The organism is Ruminococcus sp. 5_1_39BFAA (genome assembly GCF_964240875.1).
Classification (GTDB): domain Bacteria; phylum Bacillota; class Clostridia; order Lachnospirales; family Lachnospiraceae; genus Blautia_A.
In genome coordinates this window covers 37,112-51,094 of record NZ_CAXSVO010000028.1, presented here as the reverse complement: position 1 = coordinate 51,094, position 13,983 = coordinate 37,112, and the positions used below count along the sequence as shown (strand labels likewise).

The following is a 13,983-nucleotide window of genomic DNA, read 5'->3' as shown; positions in this document are numbered from 1 at the left end:
TGGCCCAGTGGCTCAGTTGGTTAGAGCGCCGCCCTGTCACGGCGGAGGTCGAGAGTTCGAGTCTCTTCTGGGTCGTTAGCATGAAGCTAACGAAGTTAGTCAAGTGCATAATGGGGTCTTAGCTCAGCTGGGAGAGCATCTGCCTTACAAGCAGAGGGTCATAGGTTCGAGCCCTATAGGCCCCATCAATATGGATGGATTCCCGAGTGGCCAAAGGGGGCAGACTGTAAATCTGTTGGCAACGCCTTCGAAGGTTCGAATCCTTCTCCATCCATTGATGAAGAAAACTTCTTCATCTACTTCAATGATTTATCATTGAAATGCCGTAGGGCACGCCGATGTGGCTCAATTGGCAGAGCAGCTGATTTGTAATCAGCAGGTTATCGGTTCGAGTCCGATCATCGGCTTTTGAATTAAATATTGCCGCGGGGTGGAGCAGTCTGGAAGCTCGTCGGGCTCATAACCCGAAGGTCACAGGTTCAAATCCTGTTCCCGCTACTTATGCCCAGATAGCTCAGTTGGTAGAGCAGAGGACTGAAAATCCTCGTGTCGCTGGTTCGATTCCGGCTCTGGGCATTTGCAATGTATGAAAATGTGCATTGCAAATAATAAGAAATGTGGGGTATTAGCTCAGTCGGTAGAGCACTTGACTTTTAATCAAGTTGTCCGGGGTTCGAATCCCCGATGCCTCAGTTGAAAAATGGCGGAAATCCTTGTTTGGGGATTTCCGCTATTTTTCATTACTGGAAGTAATGGAAAGTAAATGGTATGTAGATGTCCCGAAAATTCCTCATTAAAACCAGAATGTCTCAAAACTGTCTCAAAAATTCAGCACGAACGTTACGTGTGGTGGTGTGAGAAGGGGGCGGTTAATCACCGCCGCCTTCTCGATTTCAGTTAAAAATAGATTCTACATAATTCCGCATTTCATTTCGGGAATTGATGTTACGGGCACCGTTTATAACGGATTCTTGTTCCTGCTTAGACAATTTAGAAAAGCGGTTCAGGATATCTGAATGCTGTGCCAGCTCCATAGTGAAGCCGATGGGTAACTCTTCATTATTGATCATCACCGTCACCTCCGGGGCCATCCTTGCGCGGTCTGGTGGATTCCGGAAGCGGTTCTGTGATCCAGGAATCCTTTGGAAGATCGATTTCCGGAATGTTACCATCGTCATATTCGCCGCCTTCTGTTTTGGGCGTACCCGTCATGAGATTCGAAGCGTTTGGATAATTGGTAATGGTTGAATATTTATCTGGCATGATGATACCTCCTTTTTGATTAGTATGTGTGAAATGAAATATAATATACGGCTTGACAAACATACTATTGGTATGATAAATTTAAAACATACTGATAGTATGTTTGGAGATGAAAAATCAATGGCAAGAAATAAACATCCGGAAGAGACGGTTAATCGGATATTAGATGTTGCTTTTCAGCTATTTATGGAGAAGGGATATGAGCACACCTCTATTCAGGATATTATCGACAATTTAGGAGGGCTGAGTAAAGGTGCCATTTATCACCACTTTAAGTCAAAAGAGGAGATTTTGATGGCAGTAACGGACAGAATGACAGAGGAGTCTAATCAAATGCTTGCAGTTATTCGTGACCGTTCTGATCTTAGCGGAAAAGAAAAATTAAAAACTATTTTTAAAGAATCCATTAGCCGGCCTGTACAGGATGATATCTTTACGGTGGCGCCTAGTTTTAATAATAATCCGAAGCTCCTTTTTAGCTTACTGCATGATACCATATATGAAGCTGCACCAAACTATATTTTGCCCATTATTAAACAGGGAATTTCAGATGGGTCCATTCAGACAGATTACCCGGAGCAATTAGCTGAGTTGATCCTGCTGGCAGCAAATGTTTGGATGAATCCCATGATATTTGATAATACAGAGGAAGAGTCCTATTGTAAATTTATGGTGTTCAGCCAAATGCTGAAGGGTTTTGGTCTGGATATTGTGGACGAGGAAATGCTGAACAGATTGCAGGAGTTGACATCTATATATCAAAAAAATAAATAAAATTCTGCCCTGAAATATGGGCAGATATTTTTGAATTAATACATACCGTCATTCGGTATTAAAAATGCCAAGGATTTAAAAACGAAGAATTGTAGGTAACGGATATGAATGTAAGGCAACAGATATAAAAGATGGGTAATTTCTTATTGGCTAGGGGTATTAACCATAAATTCATTGTAACAGGAGGTTAGAGAATGAATCAGAAACTATTTTCTAAGGATTTTACATTAGTGGTAATTGGTCAGATTATTTCTTTGTTTGGTAATGCAACAATAAGATTTGCTTTGCCGTTGTATTTGTTAAATCAGACAGGCTCTTCCATGATTTATGGAATCGTGACAGCGTGTGCATTTATACCGGCTATCCTGCTTTCTCCTATAGGGGGCATTGTTGCGGACAGGGTGAATAAAAGAAATATTATGGTATTTTTAGATTTTTTCACGGCGGCAGTTATCCTGATATTTTCTTTGCTGATGAATCGAGTAAATCTTATTTTTTTACTGGCAGTAACATTAATGATTTTCTATGGTATCGCAGGGGCATACCAACCGTCTGTGCAGGCAAGTATACCGGCGTTGGTCAGCCAGGAGTATTTTATGGAGGCAAATTCTATCATCAATACGATCAGTTCTTTTGCATCTTTAATGGGCCCTGTATTGGGCGGGATCCTGTATAGTGCATATGGAGTAAAACCTGTGCTGTGGGTTTGTATGGTATGCTTTTTAATGTCAGCAATTATGGAAATCTTTATTAAAATACCATTTGTGAGACAGGACACCAACGGAAATATATGGAGAACTGTAAAAGCGGATTTTTCGGAAAGTATCCGATTTATTCGAAAAGAAAAACCTGCTGTTGGAAAAGGAATGCTTGTGGTTTGTGGAATCAATTTGTTTTTGTCTGCAATGATCATTGTGGGAATGCCGTATATGATAACAGAAGTATTGGATTTAGGAGCAGCGCAGGCAAACAAATTGTATGGCTTTGCTGAGGGAATTCTGGCAGCAGGAGGGTTGGCTGGCGGCATCTGCGCAGGTATTTTTGCAAATAAGCTGACTGTAGAAAAGGCAGGAAATCTGTTAAGCGCCTGCGCTGTCTGCGTATTTCCTATGGGAGCGGCACTCATGCTGTTTCGTTCCGGAATGCTCAATTATATCATTATGACCGTATGCTGTTTTATTATTATGATATTTTCAACGGTTTTTTCCGTGCAGATGATGTCCTTTGTCCAAACAGAAACGCCGCAAAATCTGATTGGAAAGGTTATAGCGGTAATCCTTACGGTTTCTATGTGTGCGCAGCCATTAGGAAATGCCCTGTATGGAGTTTTGTTTGAGATATGTAAAGGATTTGAGTTTGTTGTAGTGTTGTTTGCTGGTATAGTCTCTTTAATTATTTCCATCAGCACGAAAAATATATTTAAAAATTTTTTTACTACAAATGTAGAAATATATATTGACAAATAACTACTACAAGTGTAGAATAAACACAACTACTACAAATGTAGAAAAAAAGAGCGCCTAGGATCCGGCAGCAAAGGAAATGATCGAAGGGAGATTATGATATGAAATTAAATGGAAAATTATTAGCGATTTTGGTTATAGCATCAGGACTGGCAATAAGTACACCTGTCTGGGCGAAGGAGTTTAAGACACAGGATGGTGTGATGACGATTGAAGCGCCGGATAAGGGTTGGGGTGAGACACAGGCTAAGGATGCGGTTATGGCTTTGACTGATGGGAAAAATAAAATCGTTGTGCAGCATTACAGCAATGGAGCGCAGCTTCCGGCAATTACAGTGGCTGACAGCAATTATGCGCAGACATGCCAGAATATTATTTCTACAACGGATGAAGTATTTATTATTACAGGCTTTGCTGCAAAACAGGACAGCTTTCCAGAAATCCAAAAGTCAGTTCAGAGTACAGTCATTAACAAATATGGAACGAAGAAAGCCGTAAAAGTATCGTCCGGTACAGCAGGCGGATCATCCGGCAAAGCATCAGGAAGCACGGAAAAAACCGGATCAAGCGGAAGCTCCGGTGTGGAATCAACCAGCTTTACTGGATGGGTAAAGGGAACCCAGGTTAATGTGCGCAGCGACTGCACCGTAAATTCAGATATTTTGGGACAGATTTACTTAGAGGATACTGTTTCTGTTACAGGATATGTGGCATCGGGAAAAGATGGGGCATCCTGGTATCAGATTGATTATAACGGAAAGAAAGGATATGCTGCAGAAGAGTACATTTCTCGTTCTCCATCCACAGCAGAGCAGAAAAATATCGGGTTGACTGATGAATGTGTAACGCTTTATTCTGTAAACGGCGATGGGGCGGCATACGTATATAAATCAACCAACGGAAATTGGTATGATGGCAGCGGAAGACTGTATTCACCCAATGGTTCCGGTATGTGGACGCTGACTACAGACGGAACCACCTGGACAGAGGAGGCTCCGGAATCACCTGGCGACAGTGCGGAAGAGGAAGTTGTGGTGGAGGATGAGGATGGTTACAACAGCATGACACTTTACGGTGACGGCGCTGGCTCCTGGAGCAATATTGCGGGCGGCGATTATACAGATAATGGAGACGGAACCTGGACAGGCCCGGACGGTACTGTGTGGTATGAGGTCGGTTGATCTTAGCATTTGGGACAGTAAACTTTAACTTCATAAAAAATCTAAAGGATTCTTGACATTTATCTACTACAAGGGTAGCATATAAACAAAAGAATCCTTTTTAGCATTGTAAGCGATCAGAAAGGGGAAATCAGAATGAAAAAAACAATCAGCCGCCTGCCGGATTCAGAGCTTGATATTATGCTGGTTTTATGGAAATATGAACCGCCAATGAGCAGAAGTGAGATCGAGCGGGTAGTAAATGAAAAAAAGGCACTGGCGCCAACTACGATTTTATCGCTGTTGACAAGACTGGAAAAAAAGAATTTTGTTTCAGTTACAAAACAGGGAAAAATGAACCTTTATACCCCACTAATTTCCCAGGAAGAGTATCAGCAGAATGAGAGCAAAAGCGTTCTGGAAAAATTATATGGAAATTCATTGAAGAGATTTGTTGCTTCACTTTATCAGGGAAAGAAAATGGATGAGGACGATATCAAAGAACTTCACGACTTCTTAGAGGAAATGGAAGAGAAATAATAGAGAAATTGGCAGCGGAGGAACTGGCAGATGGAAGCGTATATGTTTCACATTTTGAAAATGAATGTTATTGCAGCGGTCATGATCATGTTGGCTATGATTTTTGCGCGCTTTGCAAAGGGGAAGTATTCCTCAAAGTGGAAATATTACATGTGGCTTGCCATCATGATCTTTCTTTTGCTGCCATTTAATTTTTCATCAAAAAGTCCGGTAAAGCTACAGATCAGCAGGACGGAGACGGGGCAGCAGGCATCGGAGATAGTGAACACTGCTGTTTCGGGAAAGACGGGAAATAATGGATCATCAGAAACACATGCAGAGCCTGAAGCCGTGCTTTCTGTAAAACAGGAGAATTCGGTTATTGAGCTTTCATCACCGAAAATATCGCTGTATGGCCTTTTGAAAGCAATGGCGGTTATTTGGATCTCAGGAATTATATTTTTCGGGGCTGTGAGAGGTATGAAATATTATTTTTCTCTTCACAGCATGATGAGATGGAGTTACCCGACAGATAATGATAAGCTTCTGGAGCTGTATTTTTACATATGCAGGAAAAAACATATAAAGAATCCGCCGAGGCTGCTGGTCTGCGAGGGCTTGTCCTCACCTATGCTGGCTGGTCTGAGAAATCCAGGGCTTTATGTTCCGGTGGAATCTTATGGGATGGAGGAACTGGAATTTATCTTTTCCCATGAGCTGTCTCATTATATCCGGAAGGATTTGTGGTACAAGATGCTCATGATCGTTGTCACCACTATTTACTGGTTCAATCCGGCGCTTTACTGGATGCAGCGTGAGGCGGAGAAGGATATTGAGAATCTCTGCGATGGGAAAATGGCGGTCAATTACAGTATGCAGGAATGCAGGAGATACGGGGAATTGCTGCTGAAAATAGCGGCGACCCAGAATCACGTACCATATTTGTCTGTAAGCTTAAGCGACAGCAAGCAGGTTTTTAAGGATCGCATTCTGTATATGAGAAACCTGAAATCCTTAAAGGAAAAGCTTTTTCCGGCAATATTGCTGACAGTGGTTATGGCGGTATCCCATGTACTTGTGGGCATTTCCATAGGAGATATCCCGGTAATGGCAGGAAATCTGGTGGATTTCCAGCCGGAGGCCAGGGGATTAACTGATATGAGTACCGGTGCGGGGCAGGAGAGTGATGGCGGTGAATTTGGGACACCGGAAGGAAAAGCTTCGGGACAGGCTGTTTCCATGGTGCCATCTATCCGGGAAAACAAGGAAAATCAGGAAAATACCCATGCTTTGCCGGATTCCGAAGCGGACAGCAGGACGGAACAGGTGACGGAGGTTCGGAACGAAGAAGCGGATACACAGCAGGAAGGGGCTGAGAATCCATCGTCTGCGGATGACACTGCAGATACATCACAGATGGAGGAGCCGCAGAATCCTACTCTTACGGATGAACGTGTAACGGTTTATGGAAACGGCGGAAATAGTGCTACCTATGTATACAGGGCAACGGATGGCAACTGGTATGATGGAGGATGGCAGCAGTATTATGCAAACGGCGGCGGTGAATGGGTAGAAGCCGGGACGGGAAGTGTCTGGACAGAACAAGGACCGCCAAATCCCAGTGATAGTGCGCAGGCGGAAGCTTCCGTTACAGACGAAAGCGGGCTTAATTCACAAAGCCTGTATCTGGGAGCGGACGGCGTATGGCAAAATGGTGCCAGAGGCGTTTACACAGATAACGGAGACGGAACCTATACAGGTCCGGATGGAACTATCTGGTATCAGAATTAAGCATTTATTGATAAAAGGACGGATGCTGTGATGTTAAAGGTTTTTTTAGTAGAAGATGAAGCAATCATCAGAAGAGGAATCAAAAATAATATACCATGGGAAAAAGAGGGATTTGAATTTGCAGGCGAGGCATCCGATGGAGAACTGGCATATCCCATGATAAAAAAGATCAAGCCGGACATTGTTATCACGGACATCAAAATGCCTTTTATGGATGGTTTGGAGTTGGCATCAATTATCAGAAAAGAAATGCCGAACACGAAAATTATTATCTTAAGCGGATACAATGAATTTGATTACGCGAAAAGAGCTATTTCTATTGGTGTTACGGATTACCAGCTTAAACCGATCAGCTCTGATAAGCTTCTGGAAACGGTTAAGAGAGTGGGAGAGATCATCCGGGAGGAGCAGGCGCAGAAAAAGCTTCTGGAGGAATATAAACGGGAGAATCAGGAAAATCTGGAGCTTGATAAGGCGAAGCTGTTTTATGCGCTTGCGGATAATTCTCTTTCTACGGCTGAAATCCTGGAATGGGGAAGGCAGCTTGGCCTGGATCTGACTGCTTCATTTTATACGGTCATTCTTTTGAAAATCATCTCTTCTTCTGTGGGAAATACCTATCAGGAGCATCTGGTGGAGATGGAGAGCAAGGTAGAAGAATTCCTGGAGCATCAGGAGTGTATCTATTACTTTAAGCGCTGGGGCGAAGGCTGGTTCCTTCTTGTAAGAAGTGAAGATGAGGATGAGTTTTCTGACTTGATCCAGGGGCTTAAGGAATATCTGGACAGCCTTTTTGCTCATGATAAAAAAGAGAGCCTGCGTTATTTCGGGGGAATTGGTAATACGGTACAGAGGCTTGGCGACGTGCGCCAGTCATTCCTTTCGGCAAACCGGCTGTTTGCCGCCCGCTTTTTTATGGAACCAAACCAGATCATTACAGCGGACGAGCTGCATCGTATTGAAGCCTCACAAAAAGAAAATGAGGATTTGAAGGACATCAATATTTCCAATATGGATAGAAAGCTTCTTGAAGACTTTCTGAAAGTAGGAGATGTAGAAGAGGCAGGTCCGTTTCTGGATACGTATTTTGAAAAAATCGGAGTGGGAAGCTATAGCTCCCTGATGTTCCGTCAGTATTTGATGGTAGATATGTTTTTCTGTGTGTCAAAATTTCTGGAAGGTCTGGACAGCGGCGCCCAGGAGCTGATGGACAAATTCGGTGATGTGGAAGAAATCAAAATGCGGATTCATTCAACGGAGCAGATGGTTCAATATATGAAGGAGCTGTTTACAGCGGCTATGAAGCTTCGTGATTCTCTTTCACAGGATAAATACAGCCGTCTTTTGGAGGAGGCACAGAAATATGTAAAACAGAATTATTCCAGCAATGAAATTTCATTGAATATGGTTGCATCCCATGTTGGTATCAGCCCAAGCTATTTCAGTACGATTTTCCGTCAGGAAATAGGCAGTACCTTTACGGAATATCTGACAGAGATCCGTATGGAAAAAGCAAGGGAGCTTTTGCGCTGTACCAGCAAAAAAACTGCGGAGATTGCTTATGATGTGGGCTACAAGGATGCGCACTATTTCAGCTATATATTCAAAAAGACCCAGGGCCTTACACCAAAGGATTACCGGGGAGAACGGAAAGAGGGGTGAATTTAAGTGAAACGCAGCATTTCCTTAAAAAAGAGATTGTTCATCCTCTCTTTTTCTATTATTGTGCCGCTTTTGATCATGGTGATCAGTGTGTTGGTGCTGTTGAGAGGGTTTACAGAATCCTACAGCCAGATTGTTACCAATATCACGGAAGCAAATGAGTATAACGTAAATTTTGAAAAAGAAATGAATTATGCGGTATACAGGGTGGTGATCGGGTCTATTTCACTAGACGACCTGAAAGAAGGAGATATTCTGGACGGAAAAGATGTACGGTATGCTACTTTGGTCAAAAATCCATATGGAATGATCGATGATGCCAGAGAGCATTTCGAAAGCATGCGGGAGACAGTCACGGCAGACGATAGTACCTTTCAGATTAAGGGAATCCTGTCCTGTCTGAATACGCTGGAAAATGTTTTAATGAAGATCGAGAAAAATTTGGGTACACCATCTAATTATTCGGATAATCAATCTATGTGGGAAAATGATGTCCATGGTGTAACCTCCCTGATACAAAATTACATACAGAAATATATATATTATGAGACCCTTAGCCTGGAACGCCTTAAAAATACCATTGAACAAGAGACGGCACAGGCTATTTCCATAAGCATTTTGCTCCTGGTGGGAATTGTGGGAATTGTATTCTGGACATCACGAAGAACCATTCGAAGTGTCACGGTACCTATCAATGCACTCTGCGATGCGGCAAGGCAGATGGAAAAGGGTGATTTTTCCGCAGAGCCGCCTATTCCGTCGGACGATGAGATACAGATTCTGGTACATCGTTTTGACAGGATGAGATATAAGATCGCAAATCTGGTTGAAGATATCAAAACAGAACAGATGAAGCTGAAGGATACGGAGCTGAAGCTTTTGCAGGAGCAGATCAACCCGCACTTTTTATATAATACGCTGGATACGATCGTATGGCTGGCGGAGGATGGGCAGGATAAAGAGGTTATTGCTATGACCACATCTTTGTCTGAATTTTTCCGCACCGTGCTGAGCGGCGGGCGGGATTATATTACGATTCGGGAAGAGGAAACGCATATCCAAAGTTATTTAAACATCCAGCATTTCCGGTATGAGGATATTCTGGATTATGAAATTTCCATTGATGAGTCGCTGTATGGATACAGCATTTTGAAGCTCACCCTGCAGCCGCTGGTAGAGAACGCTTTGTATCACGGAATCAAGAACAAGCGGGGCAAAGGAATAATTAATATCAATGGATTTGAGGATGGAGATGATATTGTTTTTGAGGTATGCGACAACGGGATCGGCATGACAGAGGAGGAGCTGATCAGCCTGAGACAGAAGATCAAACAGAAATCAAGCAATGAAAACAGCGGTTTTGGTCTGATCAATGTTGAGGAGCGTATCCGGATGAATTATGGTTACCGTTACGGATTGGAGTTTGAAAGTCGAAAAGGAGAAGGTACGAAAGTAACGGTAAGAATACCGAAAAAAAATTAACCTTTATCAAAAGAAAACACACCGATTTTTTTAAAAGTTCAGAAAAACCAAAAATAACCAACCAAGACTTTGCTTTTTTCCGTAGATTCCTGCTGTGATTCTGATAGAATGTAGTCATCAGCTAAGGGAGTGAGACACCCAAAGCACATAGAATAAAAGGAGGTTCTCAAAATGAAGAAGAAAGTTTTAGCAGTAGCATTATCTGCAGCAATGGTTGCATCTCTTGGAACAGCAATGACTGTTCAGGCAGAGGACGATTTGATCGTTGTTGGTTATGCACAGGTTGGTGCAGAGTCTGACTGGAGAACTGCAAACACAGAATCCTTTAAATCTACATTTACAGAAGAAAATGGCTACAAACTGATTTTTGATGACGCACAGCAGAAACAGGAAAACCAGATTAAAGCAATCCGTTCCTTTATTCAGCAGGATGTTGATTACATCGTAGTGGCTCCTGTAGTGGAAACTGGTTGGGAAACTGTTCTGGAAGAAGCAAAAGAAGCTGGTATTCCGGTTATCCTTTCCGACAGAATGATGGACGTTTCCGACGACTCCCTGTATGAGTGCTGGGTAGGCGGAAACTTCATAAAAGAAGGCGAAGACGCCGGCAAATGGCTTGCTGATTACCTGGAAGCACAGGGACGCGGCGATGAGGATATTAACCTTGTTACAATTCAGGGTACCATCGGAGCATCCGCACAGGTTGGACGTACCGAAGGTTTCGGAAACATCCTGAAAGAGCATGAGAACTGGAATATGTTAGATATGCAGTCCGGTGAGTTTACACAGGCTAAAGGCCAGGAAGTTATGGAATCCTTCCTGAAATCCTATGACGACATTGACGTAGTTGTTTGTGAGAACGACAACGAAGCATTTGGCGCTATCGACGCGATCAAAGCTGCTGGAAAGACCTGCGGACCAGAGGGCGACATCATTGTTATCTCCTTTGACGCTGTAAAGGCTGCTTTCGAAGCAATGATCGCTGGTGACTTAAACGCAGCATTCGAGTGCAACCCGCTTCACGGACCACGTGTAGACGAGATCATCCAGAAACTGGAAGCTGGCGAAGAAGTTGAAAAAATCCAGTACGTTGACGAAGCATACTTCGATACATCTATGGATCTGGAAACCATTATGGCAGAGCGTGCATATTAATTAGTACCATAATGAGATTGATGTATTAAATTAAGGTGCGGAGGGCGGAGGCCGAAAAACCTCCGCTCTCCATTTCTTTTGTGACGTAGGAAGCGCAGGATGCGCACAGTTTTTAGATGTCATAGAAATGAAAAGAGAGGCGGGACCATATGGAATCAGGTGTAGTTCTTACCATGAGAAATATATACAAGACCTTCCCGGGCGTTAAGGCCTTGCAGAATGTGGACTTTACCCTGCACAAGGGCGAGATCCATGCTCTGATGGGAGAGAATGGTGCCGGTAAATCAACACTTATTAAGGTATTGACCGGCGTAGAAGAATTTGAAACTGGAGAGATCAGGATTGACGGAAAAGACGGTACGATCATTAACCGTTCTCCGCAGGAAGCACAGATGAACGGAATCAGTACCGTGTATCAGGAGGTAAACCTGTGTCCGAATTTATCTGTGGCAGAAAATCTTTATATTGGACGTGAACCGAGAAAAGGCGGATTTATTGATTGGGCAACCATGAAAAAACAGGCGTCTGAGCTTTTGGAGAGCCTGGATATTCATGTTGACGTATCTATGGCAGTAGAAAATTATTCTATCGCGATCCAGCAGATGCTTGCAATTGCCCGTGCAGTTGACATGTCTGCAAAGGTATTGATCCTGGACGAGCCGACTTCTTCTCTGGATGATGATGAAGTAGAAAAGCTGTTTGTACTGATGAGACGGCTAAAGGAACAGGGAGTAGGTATTATTTTCGTTACCCATTTCCTGGAGCAGGTATATGCAGTCTGCGACCGGATCACGGTTCTCAGAAACGGTACGCTGGTAGGAGAATATAAGGTTGAAGAGCTTCCGCGTGTACAGTTGGTTGCTAAGATGATGGGTAAAGATTTTGATGATCTGGCAGCGCTGAAAAAAGAAGGGGAGGAGACGAAGGTCAGCGATGAGGTGGTCATTGAGGCAAAAATGCTAGGTCATAAGGGAACGATCCGTCCGTTTAACCTGACCGTACATAAAGGTGAGGTTATCGGTCTGACCGGACTTTTAGGTTCCGGACGTTCTGAGCTGGTACGTGCTATCTACGGTGCAGACAAACCGGATGAAGGTGAGCTGTTTGTAAAAGGCAAAAAGCTTCAGGTAAATATGCCGATTGACGCGATGATGAACGGCATGGCATATCTTCCGGAAAACAGAAAAGAGGAAGGTATTATCGCGGACCTGTCTGTGCGTGAAAATATCATTATTGCACTTCAGGCAAAACGAGGTATGTTTAAGCTTCTGAGCAAAAAAGAGCAGGAGGAATTTACAGATAAATATATTAAGATCCTGCAGATCAAAACGGCTGACCGGGAAACTCCTATTAAGCAGCTTTCCGGTGGTAACCAGCAGAAGGTGATCCTGGGAAGATGGCTTCTGACCAATCCGGATTTCCTGATCCTGGATGAGCCGACCCGAGGCATTGATATTGGTACAAAGACAGAGATCCAGAAGCTGGTTCTGGAGCTGGCAGAGCAGGGAATGAGCGTGATCTTTATTTCCTCTGAGGTGGAGGAGATGATCCGTACCTGCAGCCGTATGGCTGTTCTCCGTGATGGAATGAAGGTAGGCGAGCTGGAGGAATCCGAGCTGAACCAGTCCTCCATTATGAAAGCAATTGCAGGAGGTGCAGAATAATGAGTAAACTGAAAAAATTAACACAGTATCGTTTGTTCCTGCCGCTGTTGTGTCTGGCGCTTGTGCTTCTTGTAAACCTGATCACAACACCTGACTTTTTCTCAATCAGCGTGCGTGACGGAATGCTTTACGGATATATTATTGATGTTATTAACCGTGCCAGTGAGCTTGTGATCCTGGCTGTTGGCATGACTCTGATGGTTGCGGCTTCCGGCGGTACCGACATTTCCGTAGGCGCTGTTATGGCAGTGGCAGCAGCCGTTACCTGTAATGTGCTTTCCGGCGGGCAGCAGTCTGTAAGCGAATACAGCAACCCATACATCCTGGGAGTTCTGGCTGGTGTTGCAGTTGCTGGTATCTGCGGCTGTTTCAACGGGCTACTGGTTGCAAAGCTGAAAATACAGCCAATGATCGCAACACTGATCCTGTTTACAGCAGGCAGAGGTATTGCACAGCTGATCACCAAGGGACAGATCACTTATGTACGTGTAGACCAGTACAAGGTATTGGGTTCCAGTATAAAGGGGCTTCCTCTTCCGGTGCCGTTTTTCATGGCAATGCTGGTAGTGATCATTACCCTTCTGATACTGAAACGCACAGCAATTGGACTTTATATTGAATCAGTTGGTATTAATGCCAAGGCTTCCCGTCTGGTAGGACTGAAATCTTCCAAGATCATCTTTTTGACATACCTTTTCGGCGGAATTTTGGCAGGTATTGCAGGGCTGGTTGCAAGCTCCCGTATTTATTCGGCAGATGCAAACAACATTGGCCTTAACATGGAGCTGGATGCAATTCTTGCAGTTGCATTGGGCGGAAACTCCCTTGGCGGCGGTAAGTTTTCTCTGATGGGCTCTGTAATCGGTGCTTATACCATTCAGGCGCTGACCACCACCTTGTATGCGATGCACGTATCCTCTGACCAGGTGCCTGTATATAAGGCAATCGTGGTTGTTATCATTGTATCTTTACAGTCTCCTCAGCTTAAGAAATGGCTTAATAAGCATAAGCTGGGCAAGAAGGCAGTAAGCGGAAGCGAGGTGGCATAAG

12 protein-coding genes and 7 tRNA genes are annotated in these 13,983 nt (G+C 43.8%); 17 read left to right on the top strand and 2 right to left on the bottom strand.

The genetic code is table 11. The features are described from left to right. Position 1 precedes the first annotated feature (1 nt). The 7 genes from ACESZH_RS19695 to ACESZH_RS19665 all read left to right on the top strand — a co-directional run bounded on the left by ACESZH_RS19695 (position 2) and on the right by ACESZH_RS19665 (position 692). A tRNA-Asp gene (locus ACESZH_RS19695) sits at positions 2-75 on the top strand. A gap of 37 nt (positions 76-112) precedes the next feature. Then, positions 113-185: transfer RNA gene (locus ACESZH_RS19690), tRNA-Val, on the top strand. Between the two features lie 7 nt (positions 186-192). Then, positions 193-274: transfer RNA gene (locus ACESZH_RS19685), tRNA-Tyr, on the top strand. Between the two features lie 60 nt (positions 275-334). Continuing rightward, positions 335-407 (top strand) — tRNA-Thr (locus ACESZH_RS19680). Between the two features lie 17 nt (positions 408-424). Next, positions 425-498 (top strand) — tRNA-Met (locus tag ACESZH_RS19675). Positions 499-503: 5 nt separating this feature from the next. Continuing rightward, positions 504-576 (top strand) — tRNA-Phe (locus ACESZH_RS19670). A 43-nt stretch (positions 577-619) separates the two neighbouring features. Then, positions 620-692 (top strand) — tRNA-Lys (locus ACESZH_RS19665). 201 nt (positions 693-893) lie between these two features. Here the strand turns inward: ACESZH_RS19665 and ACESZH_RS19660 are convergent. Beyond that, positions 894-1,070 (bottom strand): hypothetical protein, encoded by a 177-nt coding sequence (locus tag ACESZH_RS19660; protein WP_373218591.1) that lies wholly within the window; start codon positions 1,068-1,070, stop codon positions 894-896. Further along, the gene (locus ACESZH_RS19655) at positions 1,060-1,263 is read right to left on the bottom strand and encodes a hypothetical protein (protein ID WP_373218589.1); all 204 of its coding nucleotides are present in this window, start codon (positions 1,261-1,263) and stop codon (positions 1,060-1,062) included. The genes ACESZH_RS19660 and ACESZH_RS19655 overlap by 11 nt, the downstream gene beginning before the upstream one ends. A gap of 33 nt (positions 1,264-1,296) precedes the next feature. On the opposite strand from ACESZH_RS19655, the gene ACESZH_RS19650 reads away from it, so the two are divergent. The 10 genes from ACESZH_RS19650 to ACESZH_RS19605 all read left to right on the top strand — a co-directional run bounded on the left by ACESZH_RS19650 (position 1,297) and on the right by ACESZH_RS19605 (position 13,982). Next, positions 1,297-2,037, top strand: coding sequence for a TetR/AcrR family transcriptional regulator (locus ACESZH_RS19650; RefSeq protein ID WP_373218587.1), 741 nt, complete (start codon positions 1,297-1,299; stop codon positions 2,035-2,037). A 194-nt stretch (positions 2,038-2,231) separates the two neighbouring features. Next, the gene (locus tag ACESZH_RS19645; RefSeq protein ID WP_373218585.1) at positions 2,232-3,503 is read left to right on the top strand and encodes an MFS transporter; all 1,272 of its coding nucleotides are present in this window, start codon (positions 2,232-2,234) and stop codon (positions 3,501-3,503) included. A gap of 98 nt (positions 3,504-3,601) precedes the next feature. Then, the gene (locus ACESZH_RS19640) at positions 3,602-4,681 is read left to right on the top strand and encodes an SH3 domain-containing protein (RefSeq protein ID WP_373218583.1); all 1,080 of its coding nucleotides are present in this window, start codon (positions 3,602-3,604) and stop codon (positions 4,679-4,681) included. Between the two features lie 135 nt (positions 4,682-4,816). Next, a complete protein-coding gene (locus tag ACESZH_RS19635) occupies positions 4,817-5,200 on the top strand; it encodes a BlaI/MecI/CopY family transcriptional regulator (protein ID WP_373218581.1) in 384 nt (127 codons plus the stop codon). A gap of 30 nt (positions 5,201-5,230) precedes the next feature. Then, positions 5,231-6,970 (top strand): M56 family metallopeptidase, encoded by a 1,740-nt coding sequence (locus ACESZH_RS19630; RefSeq protein ID WP_373218579.1) that lies wholly within the window; start codon positions 5,231-5,233, stop codon positions 6,968-6,970. Positions 6,971-7,000: 30 nt separating this feature from the next. Next, positions 7,001-8,632 carry a response regulator gene (locus ACESZH_RS19625; protein WP_373218578.1) on the top strand — a complete coding sequence of 544 codons (1,632 nt, stop codon included), beginning with the start codon at positions 7,001-7,003 and terminating at the stop codon, positions 8,630-8,632. A gap of 6 nt (positions 8,633-8,638) precedes the next feature. Continuing rightward, a complete protein-coding gene (locus ACESZH_RS19620) occupies positions 8,639-10,114 on the top strand; it encodes a sensor histidine kinase (RefSeq protein ID WP_373218577.1) in 1,476 nt (491 codons plus the stop codon). 171 nt (positions 10,115-10,285) lie between these two features. Further along, positions 10,286-11,269 (top strand): ABC transporter substrate-binding protein, encoded by a 984-nt coding sequence (locus ACESZH_RS19615; RefSeq protein WP_373218576.1) that lies wholly within the window; start codon positions 10,286-10,288, stop codon positions 11,267-11,269. 149 nt (positions 11,270-11,418) lie between these two features. Further along, the gene (locus ACESZH_RS19610; RefSeq protein ID WP_373218575.1) at positions 11,419-12,933 is read left to right on the top strand and encodes a sugar ABC transporter ATP-binding protein; all 1,515 of its coding nucleotides are present in this window, start codon (positions 11,419-11,421) and stop codon (positions 12,931-12,933) included. Beyond that, positions 12,933-13,982 (top strand): ABC transporter permease, encoded by a 1,050-nt coding sequence (locus ACESZH_RS19605; RefSeq protein ID WP_373218574.1) that lies wholly within the window; start codon positions 12,933-12,935, stop codon positions 13,980-13,982. Before ACESZH_RS19610 ends, ACESZH_RS19605 begins: the two co-directional genes overlap by 1 nt. Position 13,983 lies beyond the last annotated feature (1 nt).